Source organism: Micromonospora sp. PRAS1 (assembly GCF_059553435.1).
In genome coordinates this window covers 82,468-102,149 of the sequence record NZ_JCANNB010000014.1, presented here as the reverse complement: position 1 = coordinate 102,149, position 19,682 = coordinate 82,468, and the positions used below count along the sequence as shown (strand labels likewise).

Here is a 19,682-nt window from a genome sequence, read left to right as displayed (position 1 = left end):
CCGCCAGTTGATCCCAGCTGGCGGGCGCCGTGCGCTACGCCGGGCGTGAGCGCCCGGTAACATCGGATCCGGTTTATGTAGCCGGGCACATCTGCCCGGACCGGGATTGGGCTGTTAGAGTCCCTTCCCAGCCATGGATATCGGGCGCTTGCCCGGCACCCACCCCGCACCGCCAGGGACGACCGGCGGCCCGCCTCGCGCAGGAGGAAGAAGTTGCTGTCCGCCTTTCTCAGTGCGTTCCGTACGCCTGACCTGCGCAAGAAGCTGCTGTTCACAGTCGGCATCATCGCGATCTACCGGCTCGGCGCGACGGTGCCCAGCCCGGGCGTCTCGTACGGCAACGTGCAGAAGTGCATCGAAGCCACCGAGGGATCGACAGGTGTTCTGAACCTGCTCGACCTCTTCTCCGGCGGCGCGCTGCTCCAGCTTTCGGTCTTCGCGCTGGGCATCATGCCCTACATCACCGCCTCGATCATCCTGCAGCTGCTCACGGTGGTCATCCCCCGCCTGGAGCAGCTCCGCAAGGAGGGCCAGGCCGGTCAGGCGAAGATCACCCAGTACACGCGCTACCTGACCCTGGGTCTGGGTGTGCTCCAGGCCTCGGCCTTCGTCGCGCTGGCCCGCTCCGGCCAGCTGTTCAACAACATGTGCGACGAGGAGATCATCCCGACCGGCACGGGCATCCCGGACTGGCTGACGCTCACCATCCTGGTGATGACGATGACCGCCGGCACCGGCGTGGTGATGTGGCTCGGTGAGCTGATCACCGACCGCGGCGTCGGCAACGGCATGTCCGTCCTGATCTTCACCTCGATCGCCGCCCGGCTGCCCAGCGAGGGCTGGCGGATCAAGGAGAGCCAGGGCTGGTGGAAGTTCTTCCTCGTCATCGCCCTGGTGCTGGTGGTCATCACCGCTGTCACCTTCATCGAGCAGGCCCAGCGCCGGATTCCGGTGCAGTACGCCAAGCGCATGATCGGCCGGCGGATGTACGGCGGCACCTCGACCTACATCCCGCTGAAGGTCAACCAGGCGGGTGTCATCCCGGTCATCTTCGGTTCGTCGCTGCTCTACCTCCCGCAGCTGGCGCTCCAGTTCTTCGACCAGAACGACCCGGGCAAGACCCAGGTGTGGATCCAGAACAACCTGGTCGACCCGACCAGCCCGATCTACATCGCGGTCTACTTCCTGCTGATCATCTTCTTCACGTACTTCTACGTCTCGATCACGTTCAACCCGACCGAGGTCGCGGACAACATGAAGAAGTACGGCGGCTTCGTGCCGGGCATCCGCCCCGGCAAGCCGACCGCCGACTACCTGGACTTCATCCTCAGCCGGATCACCCTGCCGGGCGCGCTCTACCTGGCGACCATCTCCATCCTGCCGAACTTCTTCTTCATCTGGCTGGACCGGCAGCAGTACATGAACTTCCCGTTCGGCGGGACCGCTGTGCTGATCATGGTTGGCGTGGCCCTCGAAACCAGCAAGCAGATCGAGAGCCAACTCATGCAGCGGAACTACGAAGGGTTCCTGCGGTAGATGAGACTGGTTCTGGTTGGCCCGCCGGGTGCGGGCAAGGGCACTCAGGCAGAGTTCATCGCCGCGCACCTCTCCGTGCCGAAGATCTCGACCGGCGACATCTTCCGGGCCAACGTGTCGCAGGGCACGCCGCTGGGCGTCGAGGCCAAGCGCTACATGGACGCCGGCAAGCTGGTGCCGGACGAGGTCACCATCAACATGGTGCGGGAGCGGCTGGCCGAGCCGGATGCTGCCGAGGGCTTCCTCCTCGACGGGTTTCCGCGGACCACCCCGCAGGCTGCGGCGCTGGACAAGCTCCTCGCTGACCTGGGGACCGCGCTGGAACTCGTGCTGGAGCTGGTGGTCGACGACGACGAGGTGATCCGGCGGCTCTCCGGCCGCCGCACCTGCCGGGGCTGCGGCAAGATCTGGCACGTCGAGTTCGACCCGACCACCCGGGAGGGCATCTGCGACCGGTGCGGCGCCGAGCTGTTCCAGCGCGACGACGACAAGCCGGAGACCATCGCCGCCCGCCTGCGGGAGTACGCGGAGAAGACCGCGCCCTTGGTGGATTACTACGGCGCCCAGGGCAAGCTGGTGGGCATCGACGCCACCGGCCCGGTCGAGGACGTCACGGTCCGCGCGATCGACGCCCTCCGCTCCTACGGGGGCTGACGTCGGCGTAGCCGCCGGCCGGATAAAGTGCGGTACGGCGGGGTACGTGCGGCGTGCCCCGCTGTTTCGGTAACGAAAGGTAGCGCCTCCATGCGTCGTCCCCAGCTGGACATCCAGCTGAAGACCCCCGAGCAGATCGAGAAGATGCGAGCCGCCGGCCTGGTGGTCGCGGAGGCGCTGCGCAGGATGCGGGAGGCGGTCGCGCCCGGGGTGAGCACGGCCGACCTGGACGCGATCGCCGAGGCGGCCATCCGTGAGGCCGGTGCCGTCCCGTCCTTCAAGGGCTATCACGGCTTCCCGGCCTCGATCTGCTCGTCGGTGAACGAGCAGATCGTGCACGCCATCCCGTCGTCCAGGCAGGTTCTCGCCGAGGGCGACCTGATCTCGATCGACTGCGGCGCGGTGCTCGACGGTTGGCACGGTGACGCGGCGATCACGGTCGGCGTGGGCGAGGTCGATCCCGCCCTGCTGCGGATGGCGAAGGTTGCCGAGGACGCGATGTGGGCCGGCATCGCCGTGGCCGCCCGGGGTGCGGCGAGCGGGAAGGGCCGGCTCACCGACATCTCGCACGCCGTCGAGAACGCGGTACGCAAGGGCGGCCGGTACGGCATCGTCGACGGCTACGGCGGGCACGGCATCGGCACCGAGATGCACCAGGACCCGCACGTGCTCAACCACGGGCGGCCGGGCAAGGGTCCCCGCCTGGTGCCGGGCATGGCGCTGGCCATCGAGCCGATGATCACCATGGGCTCGCCGCGTACCGCGGAACTCGCCGACGGTTGGACGGTGGTGACCCGGGACGGGTCGCGGGCGGCGCACGTCGAGCACACCATGGCGCTGTTGCCGGACGGGGTCTGGGTGCTGACCGCCCCGGACGGCGGGCGGGCCCGCCTCGGCGATCTGGTGACCGGCCGCGAGCCGAGCGGCTCACCGGCCAGCTGATTCCGTGCGCTCGGCCGGCGGATGATCACCGTGGGTTCGCCGGGCTGGCGGCGCGGTGGCATGCTTGCCGTCATGGAACGGCGGGATGGCATGCGGGCAGCGGATTCGGACCGGCAAGCCATCGCCGAACGACTCCGGACCGCCCTCGACGAGGGCCGGCTCGACCTGCACGAGTACGACGAGCGTTTGCAGCGGGCCTACGCCGCCCGCACGTACGCCGACCTGGACGGCCTGGTGGGGGATCTGCCAGCGGCGGGCGCGGTGGTGCCGGCGACGAACGCGGTGCCGGCTCAGCGGTCGGACGACGGGCCGGTGCCGGCGTCGCCGGAGGGCGGGCGGGGCGTGACCGTGAGTTGGCTGGTCGAGGTCTGGGAGCCGTGGCTCAAGACGGTCGGCATCGTGGTGGCGATCTGGGCGGTCACCTCGCTTGCCGCCGGCGGCCCGATCTACTTCTGGCCGGGCTGGGTGGCCGGGCCGTGGGGCGCGGTGATCCTGGTCCGTACCGTCACCGGTCTGGCCACCGGCGAGCCCGAGCGGTGGGCCGCGGAGCGGGCGCTCCAACGGCAGCGGCGGGCCGAGAAGAAGGCGCTCAAGCGCGAGCAACGGGCCCTCCGGCAGCAGCCCGACGATGATCCGGAACAGCGGCCCGAACGGGACCAGACGACCTGAACGTCACATTTGTCCGACCGGTCGGGGCGTAATGGCCGGTCGGTTTGGCGACGGCGCTCGGGCGGGCGTACACTTTCTGATCGGCGCGCAGCGTCCACTCTGCCATGCCCACCAGCGCTTCGGTGGGACGCGGAGCCGCGGCTGGCGCGGGAAAGCTGATCTTGATCAGATCCCGTGTAAGACGTTGTGGGCCGTCCGGAGCAACCGACGTCAGGACAGCGGAGGACATGCCGAAAAAAGACGGAGCCATCGAGATCGAAGGTCGGGTCATCGAGCCCCTGCCGAACGCCATGTTCCGGGTGGAGCTCGCCAACGGCCACAAGGTGCTGGCTCACATCAGCGGCAAGATGCGGCAGCACTACATCCGCATCCTGCCGGAGGATCGGGTCGTCGTGGAGCTCTCGCCATACGACCTGACCCGCGGGCGCATCGTCTACCGCTACAAGTAATCCTGGCGGCGGCCGGGAATCGTCCCGTGTCCGTCTTCGACGTCCGGTGTCCCACCTAGGTGACGCCGGGCCAGATGGGAAGTAAGGCAACCGTGAAGGTCAAGCCGAGCGTCAAGAGGATCTGCAACAAGTGCCGGGTGATCCGCCGGCACGGCCGGGTCATGGTCATCTGCACCGACCCGCGCCACAAGCAGCGCCAGGGCTGAACCGTCCGGCCGGCCGGGTGTTCGACGGCCGGTCAAGGTGAAGCCGGGCGGCAGGTCCAGCCAACACATTTCACATGCTCGTCCCAGCCGCGAGCGGTGCGCAGCGCGTACGCACTCGTGGTTGACCCCCGGTCGGAGGCCGGGGCCCGCTCGGGCAGCGACCGATCCCGGTCGCCGGCGCGACACCGCGCCGGATCAGCCGGGAGAGGTCGGTAGCGGGGTGGGACGGGTCCACACCTCCGGCAGAAACCACAAGGAGTACGCCCGCACATGGCACGTCTAGTCGGCGTGGATCTCCCCCGCGAGAAGCGGCTGGAGATTGCGCTCACCTACATCTTCGGCGTGGGTCGCACCCGCGCCCTGGAGACGCTCGCTGCCACCGGCATCTCGCCGGACAAGCGCGCCCGCGACCTCACGGACGAAGAGCTGGTCCAGCTCCGTGACCACATCGAGGGCAACTACAAGGTTGAAGGTGACCTGCGCCGCGAGGTCGCCGCCGACATCCGTCGCAAGGTCGAGATCGGCTGCTACGAGGGCATCCGGCACCGCCGGGGTCTGCCCGTGCGTGGCCAGCGGACCCGTACCAACGCTCGCACCCGCAAGGGCCCGAAGCGGACGGTCGCCGGCAAGAAGAAGCCCGGTAAGAAGTAATAGGAGCGCACAGACTTATGCCACCGAAGGCTCGTGCCGGAGCCGCCGTCAAGAAGGTCCGGCGCAAGGAACGCAAGAACGTCGCCCACGGGCAGGCGCACATCAAGAGCACCTTCAACAACACCATCGTGTCCATCACGGACCCGACCGGTGCCGTCATCTCCTGGGCCTCCGCCGGCCAGGTCGGTTTCAAGGGCTCCCGCAAGTCGACCCCGTTCGCCGCGCAGCTGGCCGCCGAGGCCGCCGCGCGTCGGGCGATGGAGCACGGCATGCGCAAGGTCGACGTGTTCGTCAAGGGCCCCGGCTCCGGCCGGGAGACCGCCATCCGTTCGTTGCAGGCGGTGGGCCTGGAGGTCGGGCAGATCTCCGACGTCACTCCGCAGCCGCACAACGGGTGCCGTCCGCCGAAGCGTCGCCGGGTCTGAGAGGTTAGAGAGAGATGGCTCGTTACACCGGTGCTGACTGCCGCCGTTGCCGGCGGGAGAAGATGAAGCTGTTCCTCAAGGGCAGCAAGTGCGATGGCCCGAAGTGCCCGTTCGAGTCCCGGCCGTTCCCGCCCGGGCAGCACGGCCGCGGCCGCACGAAGGAGACGGAGTACCTGCTCCAGCTCCGTGAGAAGCAGAAGGCCCGCCGGGTCTACGGCGTGCTGGAGAAGCAGTTCCGCGGTTACTACGAGGAGGCCGTGGCCAAGCAGGCCAAGACCGGTGAGGTCCTCCTGCAGATCCTCGAGTCGCGGCTGGACAACGTGGTCTACCGGGCCGGCTACGCCAAGTCCCGGGACATGGCCCGTCAGCTGGTCAAGCACGGTCACTTCACGGTGAACGGCAAGAAGGTCGACATCCCGTCGTTCCGGGTCAAGGAGCACGACATCATCGAGGTGCGTGCCAAGAGCAAGGAACTCACCCCGTTCCTGGTGGCGCAGGGTGAGGCCGGCTCGAAGACCGTCCCGGCGTGGCTGGAGGCGATCCCGAGCCAGATGAAGATCCTCGTGCACTCGCTCCCGGCCCGCCAGGTGATCGACACCCAGGTCCAGGAGCAGCTGATCGTCGAGCTCTACTCCAAGTAAGGGCTCGTTGCGGTGGCCCGCCCGCTCGGGCGGGCCACCGGAACAGTTGTGTCGTGGGCGTCATATAGCGGGCGCCCCGGAAGAGAAGAGAAAACATGCTCATCAGCCAGCGACCGACCCTCTCCGAGGAGTCGATCAACGAGACCCGCTCCCGGTTCACCATCGAGCCGCTGGAGCCGGGCTTCGGCTACACCCTGGGCAACTCGCTGCGGCGTACGCTGCTGTCGTCCATCCCGGGTGCGGCGGTCACCTCGATCAAGATCGACGGTGTGCTGCACGAGTTCACCACGATCCCCGGCGTCAAGGAGGACGTGGTCGAGCTCGTCATGAACATCAAGGAGCTCTGCGTCAGCTCCGAGCACGACGAGCCGGTCAGCATGTACCTGCGCAAGCAGGGCCCGGGTGACGTGACCGCCGGTGACATCCAGCCCCCGGCCGGTGTCTCGGTGCACAACCCGGACCTGAAGCTCGCCACCCTCAACGGCAAGGGCCGGCTCGACATGGAGCTGACCGTCGAGCGGGGTCGGGGCTACGTCACGGCGGCGCAGAACAAGCAGGCGGGCGCGGAGATCGGCCGGATCCCGGTCGACTCGATCTACTCGCCGGTGCTCAAGGTGACGTACCGCGTCGAGGCGACCCGGGTCGAGCAGCGGACCGACTTTGACCGGCTGATCATCGACGTCGAGACCAAGCCTTCGATGGGTCCGCGTACCGCGCTGGCCTCGGCCGGTTCGACGCTTGTGGAGCTGTTCGGGCTGGCCCGGGAGCTGGACGAGACCGCGGAGGGCATCGACATCGGCCCGTCCCCGCAGGACGCGCAGCTGGCGGCGGACCTGGCCCTGCCGATCGAGGAGCTGGACCTCACCGTCCGCTCCTACAACTGCCTCAAGCGCGAGGGCATCAACTCCGTTGGTGAGCTGATCGGGCGTACCGAGGCCGACCTTCTCGACATCCGCAACTTCGGCCAGAAGTCGATCGACGAGGTCAAGATGAAGCTCGCCGGGATGGGTCTGGGGCTGAAGGACTCGGCTCCGAACTTCGACCCGGCGCACGTCGTGGACGCCTTCGGCGAGGCCGACTACGACACCGACGACTACCGCGAGACCGAGCAGCTCTAGTCCGCGCTGCCGCCACACCTGAGGAGCACCAAGCATGCCCACGCCCACCAAGGGCCCCCGCCTCGGCGGCAGCCCCGCGCACGAGCGGCTGATGCTGGCCAACCTGGCCACCTCGCTGTTCCAGCACGGCAGGATCAAGACCACCGAGACCAAGGCCCGGCGGCTGCGTCCGCTCGCCGAGCAGCTGATCACCAAGGCCAAGCGGGGCGACCTCGCCTCGCGTCGGCGGGTGCTCACCGTGGTCAAGGACAAGGACGTGGTCTACGCCCTGTTCGACCAGATCGCGCCGCGGTACGCCAACCGCCCCGGCGGCTACACCCGGATCGTGAAGACCGGTCCGCGCAAGGGTGACAACGCGCCGATGGCGATCATCGAGCTGGTCGAGGAGCTGGAGATCGCCGAGCCGAAGGCGAACCAGAAGACCGCCGCCCGCAAGGCCGCCCAGCAGGACAAGGTCGAGGCGCTGGCCCCGGCCGAGGAGGCCCCGGAGTCGCGGCCGGCCGACCAGGACGCCGAGGCGCCGGTGTCGGCCTCCGGTGACACCGCCGCTGCCCGCGAGGACAGCGACCTGGCCACCGAGGAAGGCAAGGCCGAGGAAGGCAAGGCCTGATCCAGGCCGTCGTCGGGCCCGGTACCCCCTGGGGTGCCGGGCCCGACCCGTCAGTGCGGTGTGCTGGACACCGCACCAGGAGGTACGACGTGGACGAGCGGACCCGGCTGCGGCTGGAGGTCGCGTACGACGGCTCGGACTTCTCCGGGTGGGCCCCCCAGCCGGACCGGCGTACGGTGGCCGGGGTGCTGGTCGAGGCGCTGGACCGGATCCTCGGCACCGGCACCGCGAGCGGGCTGACCGTCGCCGGCCGCACCGACGCCGGCGTGCACGCCGCCGGGCAGGTCTGCCATCTCGACCTGCCCACCGAGGTCTGGCAGGGGTACGAGGGCGGGCTGCTGCGCCGGCTGGCCCGGCTGCTCCCGCCCGACGTGCGGGTCCGGGCGATGACCGTGGTGCCGGCCACCTTCGACGCCCGCTTCTCGGCCACCTTCCGGCGGTACGAGTACCGGGTGACCGACGCGCCGTGGGGGGCGGAACCGCTGCGCCGACACGAGATCCTGGCCTGGCCACGACCGCTCGACCTGGACCGGCTGGCCGCTGCCGCGGCCGGTCTGGTGGGGGAGCACGACTTCGCCGCGTACTGCCGACGCAAGGAGAACGCCACCACGCTGCGGGAGGTGACCCGGCTGGACTGGCGGCGCGACGCCGATGGAGTCCTCGTCGCCACGGTGCAGGCCGACGCGTTCTGCCAGGCGATGGTGCGCAGCCTGGTGGGGGCCATGCTGGCGGTGGGGGAGGGACGACGCCCGGCCCAGTGGCCGGCCGGTCTGCTCACCCGGCGGGAGCGGTCCAGCGAGGTGACCGTTGCGCCGGCCCATGGGCTGACCCTGGTGGCGGTGGGCTACCCGGACGATCCGGCCGAGTACGCCCGCCGGGCCGACGCGACGCGGCGGCTCCGGGTGCCAGCCGAAGGCTGACCCCACGGCCCACCGCCAGCCTCGCCGCCGGTCTCGGGCCGGCCAGCCGGAATGCTGACGGTGGCCGCTCGCTCGCCCGGTCAGTCCTCCGGTGGCCGCTCGCTCGCCCGGTCAGTCCTCCGGTGGCCGCTCGCTCGCCCGGTCAGTCCTCCGGTGGCCGCTCGCTCGCCCGGTCAGTCCTCGGTGGACTCGTCGCGCTCGTCGGCGTCCTCGGTCGACTCGTCCTGGTTGCCGGTGCCGTCGCTGGGTGCGGCGGTCGGTTGGCTGGCGATCCCGCCGTTGGCCCGCTGCTCCAGCACGCTCCGGTTGAGGTGCAGTTCGAGCAGGTCGAAGAGGATCTCGCGGACCCTGGTGTCGCCGGAACGGATCGCCTCGCCGTCCACGCGGGCGACCACCGCGTACGCGAGGTAGTGGCCGCGTACCTGCCAGCCGACCCGGGCCGGCGCGGTGGCGATGATCTCGGTCTCGTCGCCCGCCGACATGCCGCGGAACCGCCCCTGCCGCTCGTCGAGAATCTGGCGGATCCGTTCCCGGGCCCGTTCGGCGCTGGACCGGTCGGTGAGGTTGAACAGCCCTGCGGTGACCAGATGCTCCTGGTCGGGCGCGCGGAGCGTGGCCCGGACCACCTGGTTGCAGCCGAGCCGTACCAGCAGGTCGGCCAGCTCTTCGGTGGCGGCCACCGGGCAACTGGCGCTGGACTGGGTCCGCCGCACCTCGTACTCTGCCCGGTCCTCGCCGACGGCGACCGTGCTGGCGGGGAAGACCTCCCGGGCAGTCAGCGGCGCCTGGTCGGTGTCGCGGGAGTCCAGGTCGCTCGGCTCGGTGTCGCGGGTGGCCTGCGTGGTGGGCTCGGGTGTCGCCGTCCGGTTGGTCGGCTGCCGCGCCTCGAGCAGGGTGGCGGCGGTGAGGCCGACGAGGGCGAGCAGCACCAGCACGGCGGCGCCACCGATCAGCACCTGCCAGCCACGGCCACCGGCGCGTGGCGGTGGCGGTGGCGGTGCCGCCATGGCCGCGGCCAGTGGCGACGGGAGGCCCGGTGCCGGCTGGTGACGCGACGCTGGTTGCGGCTTCGGTGCGGCAGGCGGTGCCGCCGAGGGCAGGATGAGCTGATTGGGACGCGGCAGCGACGGTTCGGGAAAGCGGGACGGGGAGGGCCCGCCGGGGGGCGGCGGACCGTTGTCCGGCGACTGCGCCGCGGACTTGTCCTCGCGGGACGGGACGTATGCGTCCTCATCGGAGTCGTACCGATAAACCATGATGTCCAGAGTAAGGATGTTTGTCCCTTTAGTAGGTAATTCCCGGAAATCGCGGCGCCTGCCGGTGCCAGTGACCCACGACTCCCGTCCCGCCTGGCACTTCCGGGCCGATGCGAGAATGACCGGCGTGACCGGGGACCACTACTTCACCGCCGAACCCAGCGCGCCCGCCGAGCCGCGCGAGGTGCGCTTCACCCTCGCCGGCCGGGAGTACGCCCTGGCCTCCGCAGCCGGCGTCTTCTCGGCGACCCGGCTCGATCCAGGCACCGCCGTACTGCTGCGCAAGGCCGAACTGCCCGGCTCCGCCACCACCGGCGCGCTGCTCGACCTCGGCTGCGGGTTCGGCCCGATCACCTGCACCCTGGCGACCCTCGCGCCAGCGGCGACGGTGTGGGCGGTCGACGTCAACGAGCGGGCGCGGGAACTCACCGTCGCCAACGCGGGCCGGCTCGGTGTCGCCGACCGGGTACGGGTGGTGACACCCGACGAGGTACCCGCCGACCTCGGCTTCACCCAGATCTGGTCCAACCCGCCGATCCGGGTCGGCAAGGACGAGCTGCACCAGATGCTGCGGCGCTGGCTGCCCCGACTGACCCCGGACGGCGTGGCCTGGCTGGTGGTGGCCCGTCACCTCGGCGGCGACTCGCTGCACCGCTGGCTGGTCGAACAGGGCTGGCGGGTCGAGCGGCACGCCAGCCAGAAGGGCTTCCGAGTGCTCCGGGTCACGCGTTGAGCGGCTAATCGGTTGGCGTAGCGGCCGGGCTCCGGGAGGATGCCCGCGTGGGATACGTGGACGTGGCTGCGGTCGGATACGTCCTGCCCGACGGGCGGGAACTCTTCGCCGATGTGTCGTTCCGGGTCGGCGAGGGCGCCAAGGTGGCGCTTGTCGGGCCGAACGGCGCCGGCAAGACGACGCTGCTGCGGATGGTCGCCGGTGACCTGCCGGTGCGTACCGGCACCATCGCGCGCACCGGCGGGCTGGGCGTGATGCGCCAGTTCATCGGCATGATCGGCGACGAGTCGACGCTTGCCGACCTGGCGCTCTCACTTGCCCCGCCGCCGCTGCCCGAGGCCGGTCGCCGGCTGGTCGAGACCGAGGCGACCATGCGGGCGGCCGAGCTGCGCGGCAAGTACAGCACCGCCGCCGCCCAGGCCCAGCTGGCGTACGCCGAGGCGCTCGCGGCCTGGGGCGAGGCCGGCGGGTACGACGCCGAGGTGCTCTTCGACACCGTCGCCACCATCGTGCTGGACCTGCCCTGGGACAGCGCCCGGCACCGCCCGGTCCGCACCCTCTCCGGCGGCCAGCAGAAGCGGTTCGCGCTGGAGTTGCTGCTGCGCGGCCCGGAACAGGTGCTGCTGCTCGACGAGCCGGACAACTTCCTCGACGTACCCGGCAAACGGTGGCTGGAGGCGCGGCTGCGCGAGTCCGGCAAGTCGGTGCTCTACGTCTCGCACGACCGGGAACTGCTGGCACAGACCGCGGATCGGGTGGTCGCGGTGGAGGGCGGCAGCGCCTGGGTGCATCCGGGCGGCTTCGCCAGCTGGCACTCCGCCCGGGTGGCCCGGCACGCCCGCCTCGACGAGCAGCACCGCCGGTGGGACGAGGAGCACCAGAAGCTGCGCGAGCTGATGCTGATGTACAAGCAGAAGGCGGCGTACAACGACGGGTTGGCCTCGCGGTACCAGGCCGCGCAGACCCGGTTGCGCAAGTTCGAGGAGGCCGGACCGCCGCCCGTACCGCCGAAGGAGCAGGACATCCGGATGCGGCTGACCGGCGGGCGGACCGGCAAGCGCGCGCTCGTCTGCGAGCAGCTCGAACTCGACGGCCTGACCTACCCGTTCGACCTGGAGGTCTGGTACGGCGACCGGCTCGCGGTGCTCGGCGCCAACGGCACCGGCAAGTCGCACTTCCTGCGGCTGCTGGCCCGGGGCGGCACCGATCCCGACCCGGCGAACGGCCCGATCGAGGGCGCGGCGGCGCTCGCGCCGGTGGCCCACGACGGGGTGGCCCGGCTCGGCGCGCGGGTCCGCCCCGGCCACTTCTCGCAGACCCACGACCGGCCGGAGCTGATGGCGAAGACGCTTGTCGAGATCCTCTGGCGGGGTGACGAGCACCGGGCCGGCATGGACCGGCACGCGGCGATGGCCGCGCTCAGCCGGTACGAGCTGGCCGCGCAGGGCGACCAGCGGTTCGGCACCCTCTCCGGCGGCCAGCAGGCGCGCTTCCTGGTGCTGCTGCTGGAGCTGTCCGGCGCGACCCTGCTACTGCTCGACGAGCCGACCGACAACCTCGACCTGGCCTCGGCCGAGGCGCTGGAGGCCGGGCTCACCGCGTTCGCCGGCACGGTACTGGCGGTGACCCACGACCGCTGGTTCACCCGGACCTTCGACCGGTTCCTGCTCTTCCGGGGCGACGGCGAGGTGGTGGAGACCGACGAGCCGGTCTGGGACGTGGCGTGACCGGCCGCCTGCCGGGCGTAGCCGGGGTGGCCGGCTCGACAACCGGGCCGGTCACCCCGACATATGGTTGATCTCGTGACTGAGATGACCTATCGCCGGCTGGGCGACTCCGGGCTCGTGGTGTCCGTGGTGGGGATCGGCTGCAACAACTTCGGCCGCAAGCTCGACCTCGACGGCACCCGCGCGGTGGTCGACGCGGCCCTCGACGTCGGGATCAACTTCTTCGACACCGCCGACATCTACGGCGAGCCGCACGGCGCGTCGGAGGCACAGCTCGGTGCGGCCCTCAAGGGGCGCCGGGACGACGTGGTGCTGGCCACCAAGTTCGGCATGTCGATGGGCGGTGGCAACGGGCGGGACTTCGGCGTACGCGGCTCGCGGCGGTACGTGGTCCGGGCGGTCGAGGCGTCGCTGCGTCGGCTGGACACCGACTACATCGACCTGTACCAGTTCCACGAGCCCGACCCGGGCACCCCGATCGACGAGACGCTCTCCGCCCTGGACGACCTGGTCCGCGCCGGCAAGGTGCGCTACCTGGGCAACTCCAACTTCGCTGGCTGGCAGATCGCCGACGCCGACTGGACGGCGAAGACCCGGGGGCTGACCCGCTTCGTCAGCGCGCAGAACCACTACAGCCTGCTGAACCGGGACGCCGAGATCGAGGTGCTGCCCGCCTGCGAGCGCTTCGGGCTCGGCATGCTGCCGTTCTTCCCGCTGGCCAACGGCCTGCTCACCGGCAAGTACAAGCGCGGCGAGGCACCGCCTGCCGGCAGCCGGCTGGCCGGTGGCGGCCGGTACGCCCAACGGCTCGCCGCAGCCGACTGGGACACCATCGAGGGCATCGAGGCGTACGCCGCCGAGCGGGGGGTGTCCATGCTGCACGTGGCGATCGGTGGGCTGGCCGCCCAGCTGTCGGTGACCTCGGTGATCGCCGGCGCCACCACGCCCGACCAGGTCCGGGCCAACGCCGAGGCCGGCACCTGGCAGCCCACCGAAGCCGACCTCAAAGCCCTACGCAAGGTCCTAGACCGCTAACCCCACCCCGAGTCTGCGCCGATCTTGCACTATCGGTCGCTGTTTCAGGGCTTATGCCCGATAAGCGGCGACCAAAAGTGCAAGATCGCGGATTGAGAGGGGTGGGGTGGGGGGTGGGGTGGGGTCCCGCCCGGGGTGGTGGGCGGGACCCCGGGAGGGTTAGAGGCGGCGGCCGGGGGCCAGCCTCGTGGGATCGCTGTTGAGGCGGCCGGTGCCCTTGACGGACTCGCCGTCGTTGGCGCGTACGCCCGCCTTGCTGGCGTCGCCACCGAGCCGGACGATCATCGCGTCGGCGTCCCGGATCAGCACGTCCCGGATCTCCGCCTCGGCGACCAGCGACGCGTCACCCGCCAGGGTGCGGAACGCTCTGAGCTGGTTGATCGCCCGGTTGTCGTTTCCGGCCGCCTCCGCCGTACGGGCGTTGGAGAGCCGGTTCGACAACTGGTTGTACGCCTGGTTCTTCAGCCGCCCGGTTGCCTTGAACCGGTCCAGCAGGTTCTGCATGTCCCGGAACGAGGTGGTGACGAAGAACCGGACGTTGGCGGTGGTGGCGTTGCCGGCCTTGTCGGTTGCCGTCACCGTCAGCTCGTGCAGGCCCAGCGGCAACTCGTACATCGCCTGGAGCGTGCCGCTGGCGTACGGCCGGCCGTCCAGCGTGCCGACCACCCCGGCCAGGCCCGAGGTCGGGTCGACCGCCTGCCAGGACACCCGGACGTCCTGGCTGTCGCCGTAGAGCTGGCCGTCGGCGATGCCGGAGACCAGCAGGGTCGGCTTCGTGCCGTCGATCCGTACCACCGCCGACTTGAGCGTCTCGGCGTTGCCCGCCTTGTCGGTGGCCCGGTAGAGCAGCTCGTGGTCCCCGTCGCCGCTGATCTCGACCGGCTCGCGGTACGGCTGCCAGTCGCCGCCGTCCAGCGACCACTCGAGCAGCTTCACCCCGGAACCGGCATCGGTCGAGGTGAGCACCACCGGCACCGTGCCGTCGTGCCAGCCCTCGTCGTTCGCCGGAGCGAACGCCGCGGTGCTGACCGGCGCGGTGGCATCGATCTTGACGGTGACCCGCTTCGCCTCCTCGACGTTGCCGGCCTCGTCCACGGAACGGAACCGCAGCTCGTGCTCGCCGTCCCCGACCACCTGCACGGGTGCCGTGTAGGTGGTCCAGGCGGTGGCGTCGTCGAGCTGGTACTCGGTGCGGGCCACCCCGCTGCCGCCGTCTTCGTCGGTGGCGGTAAGCGTGACGGTGGTCGGGCCGGTGTGCCAACCCTCGACCGGCGTGCCGGACACCTCGGCCGTGGTGACCGGTGCCGAGTCGTCGTCCGGCCCGGTCTCGGTGGAGAACCGGAAGTAGTCGAAGGACGCCGTCTTCGACGCGGTCTGGTTGCCGCTCAGGGTGAACAGGCCCACCTTCGGGGTCGCCCCCACGGCCGCGTTTGTCAGCTCGGTCAACGCCGTCCAGGTCTCGCCGTCGGCCGAGTACGACCCGGTGAAGGTGTCACCGTTGCGGGCCAGCCGCAGGTACCACTCTGCCGAGGTCAGGTTCTCCGCACCAGGCTGCGGATCCTGAATCGTCCCGCCGATCTCGCTGCGGAGTTCGATCCGCCGCGTCACCGGCTGGCCGGCCTGGTTGTCCACCACGAAGTCGAACTTCAGGTAGTTGTCGTCGTCGGCGTACACGATCAGACCGGCCTGCTGGTACTGCTCGTCCAGCAGGCTGCCGTCGATCTTCGTCTCCATCGTCCAGTTGCCCTCGGGGGCGTTCTGGAGGATGAAGTTCGTCGGCCCGGTGTTGTTGGTGCCGTAGATGTCACCGTTGGGCACGTCGATACGCAGCGATCCGTCGCTTACCCGGTAGGCGGCCGGGTCCTCCCGGAGAATCGCGTCCCACCGGCACTTGTCCAGCGCGTTGCCGGTGAACTCGTCGGACGGCTCGACCGGCTCGGCCGGGGCGTCCGGCGTCACCTGGAACCAGTCGAAGGCGGCGTCGACCACCGGCGCGGTGGTGCCGCCGTTGAGCGCGAAGAGCCCGATCCGCGGGTTGGTGATCCCGGCGAGCTCTGCCGCCCGGCCGACCGCTGTGAAGTTCTGCCCGTCGGTCGAAAAGGCCGCGGTCAGGTTCGTCCCGTCGCTGATCAACCGCAGGTGAATGGTGTCACCGGCGGGTGCGGCCGTGCTGTCGGCTCCCTCGTTGCGCGGGGTGCCCGCGGTCTCCCGGATGAACTCCACCTTCCGGCTGCCGCCGTACAGGAGCCCGACCTTTGCGTAGTTGTCGTCGTCGCCGTAGATGATCAGGCCGGCCTGCTGGTAGTCGGCGGTGACCGGCACCGTCACCTTCGTGGTGGCCTGCCAGGCCCCGCTGGGTGCGGGCTGGAGCACCAGGTTGGCGGCGTCGTTGCGGGTGCCGTACAGGTCGCCCACGGCGGTGGGCAGGCGCAGTGTGCCGTCGGCGACCGAGTACGACTGGTTCTCCCGGATTACCGAGGTCCACCGGTCCCGGTCCAGCTCGGTGCCGGCGAAGTCGTCCGAGCGGGCGCCGAAGCAGGAGGTGTTCGGTGCGTCCACCTTCACCGTGACGGTGGCGTACGCCTTCGCGCCCCGGCTGTCGGTGACGGTAAGGGTGGCCGCGAAGGTGCCCGGGGTGGTGTACGTGTGGGAGGCGTTCAGGGTGTCCGCCGTACCGCCGTCACCGAAGTCCCAGGCGTACGTGAACGGGGTGTCGTCCTCGGCGTCGGTGGCGGTACCCGAGAAGGCCACGGTGACCGGCGCGATGCCGGTGGTCGGGGTGGCCGTCGCGGTCACCGTCGGTGGCGCGTTGTCGGTGACCCCCTTGCCGAGGAAGTCCATCCAGTTGACGTTGAACAGGCTTCCGGAGCCCCCACTCGGGGACTTCGCCACGAAGAAGAGCTTGCCCTGGGCGTCGGCGTCGGCCGGCACCTCGGCGGTGACATCGGTGTAGGTCTGCCAGGCTCCGGTGCCGGGCACGGTGACGGAGGTGACAAGCGGGCCGTCGACGGCGCCGGCGCGTACGTCGATCCGGCCGCCCGAGGTCCCCGAGGCGACCCGGAACCGGATGGCGTCGATGCCGGTCAGGCTGGCCGGCTCCACCGACCACCAGTCGCCGTCCTCGATGAAGCCGATGTTCTGTCCGCCGCCGGCGCTGTCGGAGCTGGTCTCCTTGACCACGCCGGGGTCGCCGCCGCCGGTGCTGCCGGCGGCCCGCCCGGTGGCGGTGTAGTACTCGGCCTGCTTCCGCTTGGGCTGGAGGATCTGCAGCGCCCGGCCGGTGAGCGGCTCGGCGCCGCCGACCCCGCCCTGATCGGTGTAGCTGGCCTCCAGGACGGTGAAGACGTTCGCCTCGGCACCGTGGCCGGCGGCGAGCTGCGTCTGGACCACGCCGGTGCAGCCGGTGTGCTGCTCCAGCGGGTGGGCGTGCTCGTCGTGACCGAGCAGGACCTGGAGCTGGACGTCGTCGCAGTCGACCTCGCCGTCCTCCGGGTCGGTCACCTTGATCGTGTACTTGACCTGGTCACCCCAGTCGAAGAAGCCACCGTCCGGCGGAAACTCGATGGTGACCGTCGGCGCGGTGTTGCCCACGGTGACGCGTACGTTCGCCACCGCGGTCCGCCCCTTCGGGTTGGTCACGGTGAGCTGGGCGTTGTAGTTGCCCGCCTCGGCGTACGTGTGGGTGGGGTTGGCCGCGTCGGAACTCTCGCCGTCACCGAACGTCCAGGCGTAGGTGAGCGTTCCGCCGTCCGGGTCGCGGGAGCCGGCGCTGGAGAAGTTGACGGTAAGCGGCGCCGACCCGGAGGTCGGCTCGGCGCTGGCCACCGCGATCGGCGCCCGGTCACCGGCGATGTAGTCGATCCGGTAGACCCCGGAGTTGTCGTTGTTGCCGCCGAAGCCGCTGCCCCACTCGATCAGGTACATCGCGCCGTCGGGGCCGAACTCGAAGTCCATCGGGCGGATGAAACTCATGCCCGCCAGCAGGCGGTTGATGTCCACCAGGGACTTGCCGTCCTGGCTGACCTGCATGGTGTACATCCGCGACTGGTTCCACTCGCCGAAGAGCGCCTTGCCGTCGTAGTAGGCCGGCCACTTCCGGTCGGAGTCGAGGTCGGCGTCGTACCGGTAGACCGGGCCGCCCATCGGCGCGCCGCCGCCACCGATCTCCGGGAAGCGCGGGTTGGTGGAGTAGCCGTAATCGACGGTGGCCGCGATGGCCGGCGGCAGGTCGGTCAGCCCGGTGTTGTTGGGCGAGTCGTTCACCGGGTTCTGGCAGTCGAACTTGGCACCGGACGGGCCGGAGGGGAACTGGTAGTCGTTGTACGCCAGGTTGTTGGCGTGGCAGTACGGCCAGCCGAAGTTGCCGGGCCGGTCGACGATGTTCCACTCCACCCGGCCATCGGGGCCCCGGTTCGGGTTGGCCGAGCCGGCGTCCGGCCCGTAGTCGCCCACGTAGAGCACGTCGGTTTCCAGGTCGATGCCGATCCGGAACGGGTTGCGGAAGCCCATCGCGTAGATCTCGGGACGGGTCTTCTCGGTGCCCGGCGGGAAGAGGTTGCCGGCCGGGATGGTGTACGTCCCGTCGTCCTCCGGGTGGATCCGGATCACCTTGCCGCGCAGGTCGTTGGTGTTGCCGGAGGTACGCTGCGCGTCGTAGTCGGCGCGCCCCGGCCGCTCGTCGATCGGGGTGTACGCGTCGGACGAGAACGGGTTGGTGTTGTCCCCGGTGGCCAGGTAGAGGTTGCCGGCCGAGTCGAAGGTCATCGTGCCGCCCGCGTGGCAGCAGGTGTTGCGCTGCGTGTCGACCTGGAGGACGACCTTCTCGCTGGCCGGGTCGATGCGGTCACCGGTCACCGTGAACCGGGACAGGTAGTTGCGCGGGTCGCCGCCGCTGGGGGCGTAGTAGAGGTAGACCCAGTTGTTTGTGGCGAAGTCCGGGTCGAGCCGGATGCCGATCAGGCCGTCCTCGTTGCCGGTGAAGACGCTGAGGCTGAGGGCGGTGACCGTGTTGCCGGTGTCCGGCTTGATGATCTGGACCCGGCCGTCGCGCTCGATGTAGAACACCCGGCCGTCGGGGGCCACGTCCAGCTCCATCGGGTTGCTGGTGTTGCTGTCCAGCGTCACCTTCTCGAAGCTCGCGTCGAGCGTGGCGCGGCAGTCGGCGGGGGCCACTCCGGCGGCGGTCCGGATGCCGCCGAGCAGGTGCTCGAGGAACTCCGGCTCGGCGTACGACTCGCGGGTGTGCCCGCCACCGGTGTACCAGGCCCGGCCGCCGTCGTAGTCCTGGCACCAGGCGATCGGGTGGTCGTGGCCCATCGCGCCGTTGCCGGGGGAGTAGCTGGTCTCGTCGAGCGTGGCCAGCACGTGCACCTTGCCGCGCGGGTTGGTCCGGTAGTTGTACCACTCGTCGTAGCGGGACCAGCGCTCCGGCAGGTGGGCGGTGGACTCGTGCGCCGGGTCCTCCACCTTGACGGTGGCCGTCTGGTTGGCCGGGTGGCTGGCGAAGTAGGCGCCCACCAGGCCGCCGTACCAGTCCCAGCTGTACTCGGTGTCGGAGGCGGCGTGCACACCGGCGTACCCGCCGCCGGCCTGGATGTAGCGCTCGAACGCCGCCTGCTGCTCGGCGTTGAGCACGTCGCCGGTGGTGGAGAGCCAGATCACCGCCTGGTAGCGGGCCAGGTTGGCGTCGGTGAAGGCCGCGCTGTCCTCGCTGGTGTCGACGGTGAACCCGTGCGCCGCGCCGAGCTGCTGGATGGCGGCGATGCCGGTCGGGATCGAGTCGTGCCGGAAGCCGGCGGTCTTGGAGAAGACGAGCACCGAGAACGGCTCGGCAGCCGCGGCCTCCGGTGCGGCTGCGGCCTCTGCTGCGGGGGTCTTCGCTGCGGGGGTTTTCGTCGTGGGGGGCGCGGCCTGCGCGACGGGGACGGCCTGGGTCGCGGGGGCGGCCTGCGCGGGCCCGCCGGCGAGCATCGTCACGGCGAGTCCGAGGCTGAGCAGAGTGGCGGTGATTGGTACGCGGGCACGGCGTGGTCGAGACATCCGGTCTCCTTTGTCCTAACTGGACAGGGGGTGTCGCGGGGGCGGCTCGCCGAAGACCGTCCCAGGTGGAG

The 19,682-nt window shown here is 70.4% G+C and carries 17 protein-coding genes; 15 read left to right on the top strand and 2 right to left on the bottom strand.

What is annotated here, in order from left to right:
- Positions 1 to 213: 213 nt before the first annotated feature.
- The 12 genes from secY to truA all read left to right on the top strand — a co-directional run bounded on the left by secY (position 214) and on the right by truA (position 8,821).
- A complete protein-coding gene (gene secY, locus AC507J_RS15695) occupies positions 214 to 1,536 on the top strand; it encodes a preprotein translocase subunit SecY (RefSeq protein WP_496289892.1) in 1,323 nt (440 codons plus the stop codon).
- A complete protein-coding gene (locus tag AC507J_RS15690) occupies positions 1,537 to 2,190 on the top strand; it encodes an adenylate kinase (protein WP_496289891.1) in 654 nt (217 codons plus the stop codon).
- A gap of 90 nt (positions 2,191 to 2,280) precedes the next feature.
- On the top strand, positions 2,281 to 3,132 hold the full coding sequence (map, locus tag AC507J_RS15685; RefSeq protein WP_496289890.1) for a type I methionyl aminopeptidase: 852 nt from the start codon (positions 2,281 to 2,283) through the stop codon (positions 3,130 to 3,132).
- 72 nt (positions 3,133 to 3,204) lie between these two features.
- Positions 3,205 to 3,801: a DUF1707 SHOCT-like domain-containing protein gene (locus tag AC507J_RS15680; RefSeq protein ID WP_496289889.1), complete on the top strand. Its 597-nt coding sequence runs from the start codon at positions 3,205 to 3,207 to the stop codon at positions 3,799 to 3,801.
- 227 nt (positions 3,802 to 4,028) lie between these two features.
- Positions 4,029 to 4,250 carry a translation initiation factor IF-1 gene (infA, locus tag AC507J_RS15675; protein ID WP_007073013.1) on the top strand — a complete coding sequence of 74 codons (222 nt, stop codon included), beginning with the start codon at positions 4,029 to 4,031 and terminating at the stop codon, positions 4,248 to 4,250.
- A 92-nt stretch (positions 4,251 to 4,342) separates the two neighbouring features.
- Complete coding sequence (gene rpmJ, locus AC507J_RS15670; protein WP_012184307.1) at positions 4,343 to 4,456, top strand: 50S ribosomal protein L36; 114 nt, start codon at positions 4,343 to 4,345, stop codon at positions 4,454 to 4,456.
- Positions 4,457 to 4,726: 270 nt separating this feature from the next.
- Positions 4,727 to 5,107 carry a 30S ribosomal protein S13 gene (gene rpsM / locus AC507J_RS15665; protein WP_111216656.1) on the top strand — a complete coding sequence of 127 codons (381 nt, stop codon included), beginning with the start codon at positions 4,727 to 4,729 and terminating at the stop codon, positions 5,105 to 5,107.
- Positions 5,108 to 5,124: 17 nt separating this feature from the next.
- Positions 5,125 to 5,532, top strand: coding sequence for a 30S ribosomal protein S11 (gene rpsK / locus AC507J_RS15660; protein ID WP_007073011.1), 408 nt, complete (start codon positions 5,125 to 5,127; stop codon positions 5,530 to 5,532).
- Between the two features lie 14 nt (positions 5,533 to 5,546).
- On the top strand, positions 5,547 to 6,173 hold the full coding sequence (rpsD, locus tag AC507J_RS15655; RefSeq protein ID WP_496289888.1) for a 30S ribosomal protein S4: 627 nt from the start codon (positions 5,547 to 5,549) through the stop codon (positions 6,171 to 6,173).
- Positions 6,174 to 6,268: 95 nt separating this feature from the next.
- Complete coding sequence (locus AC507J_RS15650) at positions 6,269 to 7,291, top strand: DNA-directed RNA polymerase subunit alpha (RefSeq protein WP_013735931.1); 1,023 nt, start codon at positions 6,269 to 6,271, stop codon at positions 7,289 to 7,291.
- A gap of 34 nt (positions 7,292 to 7,325) precedes the next feature.
- Positions 7,326 to 7,901, top strand: a complete 576-nt coding sequence (gene rplQ, locus AC507J_RS15645) for a 50S ribosomal protein L17 (protein ID WP_496289887.1) — start codon at positions 7,326 to 7,328, stop codon at positions 7,899 to 7,901.
- Positions 7,902 to 7,990: 89 nt separating this feature from the next.
- On the top strand, positions 7,991 to 8,821 hold the full coding sequence (truA, locus tag AC507J_RS15640) for a tRNA pseudouridine(38-40) synthase TruA (RefSeq protein ID WP_496289886.1): 831 nt from the start codon (positions 7,991 to 7,993) through the stop codon (positions 8,819 to 8,821).
- A gap of 173 nt (positions 8,822 to 8,994) precedes the next feature.
- Here truA and AC507J_RS15635 read toward each other — a convergent pair whose 3' ends face one another.
- Positions 8,995 to 10,077 (bottom strand): hypothetical protein, encoded by a 1,083-nt coding sequence (locus AC507J_RS15635; RefSeq protein WP_496289885.1) that lies wholly within the window; start codon positions 10,075 to 10,077, stop codon positions 8,995 to 8,997.
- Between the two features lie 127 nt (positions 10,078 to 10,204).
- Here AC507J_RS15635 and AC507J_RS15630 point away from each other — a divergent pair, with 127 nt between their 5' ends.
- The 3 genes from AC507J_RS15630 to AC507J_RS15620 all read left to right on the top strand — a co-directional run bounded on the left by AC507J_RS15630 (position 10,205) and on the right by AC507J_RS15620 (position 13,572).
- Positions 10,205 to 10,810 carry a class I SAM-dependent methyltransferase gene (locus AC507J_RS15630; RefSeq protein ID WP_496289884.1) on the top strand — a complete coding sequence of 202 codons (606 nt, stop codon included), beginning with the start codon at positions 10,205 to 10,207 and terminating at the stop codon, positions 10,808 to 10,810.
- 47 nt (positions 10,811 to 10,857) lie between these two features.
- Positions 10,858 to 12,537 (top strand): ABC-F family ATP-binding cassette domain-containing protein, encoded by a 1,680-nt coding sequence (locus AC507J_RS15625; RefSeq protein ID WP_496289883.1) that lies wholly within the window; start codon positions 10,858 to 10,860, stop codon positions 12,535 to 12,537.
- 84 nt (positions 12,538 to 12,621) lie between these two features.
- Positions 12,622 to 13,572, top strand: a complete 951-nt coding sequence (locus tag AC507J_RS15620; protein ID WP_496289962.1) for an aldo/keto reductase — start codon at positions 12,622 to 12,624, stop codon at positions 13,570 to 13,572.
- 159 nt (positions 13,573 to 13,731) lie between these two features.
- Here AC507J_RS15620 and AC507J_RS15615 read toward each other — a convergent pair whose 3' ends face one another.
- On the bottom strand, positions 13,732 to 19,611 hold the full coding sequence (locus AC507J_RS15615; RefSeq protein ID WP_496289882.1) for a ThuA domain-containing protein: 5,880 nt from the start codon (positions 19,609 to 19,611) through the stop codon (positions 13,732 to 13,734).
- Between the last annotated feature and the right edge of the window lie 71 nt (positions 19,612 to 19,682).

Coding starts and splice junctions, on each gene's coding strand:
- rpsD (WP_496289888.1), top strand. CDS start 5,547: ATGGCTCGTTACACCGGTGCTGACTGCCGCCGTTGCCGGCGGGAGAAG.
- map (WP_496289890.1), top strand. CDS start 2,281: ATGCGTCGTCCCCAGCTGGACATCCAGCTGAAGACCCCCGAGCAGATC.
- rpsM (WP_111216656.1), top strand. CDS start 4,727: ATGGCACGTCTAGTCGGCGTGGATCTCCCCCGCGAGAAGCGGCTGGAG.
- rplQ (WP_496289887.1), top strand. CDS start 7,326: ATGCCCACGCCCACCAAGGGCCCCCGCCTCGGCGGCAGCCCCGCGCAC.
- AC507J_RS15620 (WP_496289962.1), top strand. CDS start 12,622: ATGACCTATCGCCGGCTGGGCGACTCCGGGCTCGTGGTGTCCGTGGTG.
- AC507J_RS15615 (WP_496289882.1), bottom strand. CDS start 19,611: ATGTCTCGACCACGCCGTGCCCGCGTACCAATCACCGCCACTCTGCTC.
- AC507J_RS15680 (WP_496289889.1), top strand. CDS start 3,205: ATGGAACGGCGGGATGGCATGCGGGCAGCGGATTCGGACCGGCAAGCC.
- rpsK (WP_007073011.1), top strand. CDS start 5,125: ATGCCACCGAAGGCTCGTGCCGGAGCCGCCGTCAAGAAGGTCCGGCGC.
- AC507J_RS15690 (WP_496289891.1), top strand. CDS start 1,537: ATGAGACTGGTTCTGGTTGGCCCGCCGGGTGCGGGCAAGGGCACTCAG.
- AC507J_RS15635 (WP_496289885.1), bottom strand. CDS start 10,077: ATGGTTTATCGGTACGACTCCGATGAGGACGCATACGTCCCGTCCCGC.
- infA (WP_007073013.1), top strand. CDS start 4,029: ATGCCGAAAAAAGACGGAGCCATCGAGATCGAAGGTCGGGTCATCGAG.
- AC507J_RS15650 (WP_013735931.1), top strand. CDS start 6,269: ATGCTCATCAGCCAGCGACCGACCCTCTCCGAGGAGTCGATCAACGAG.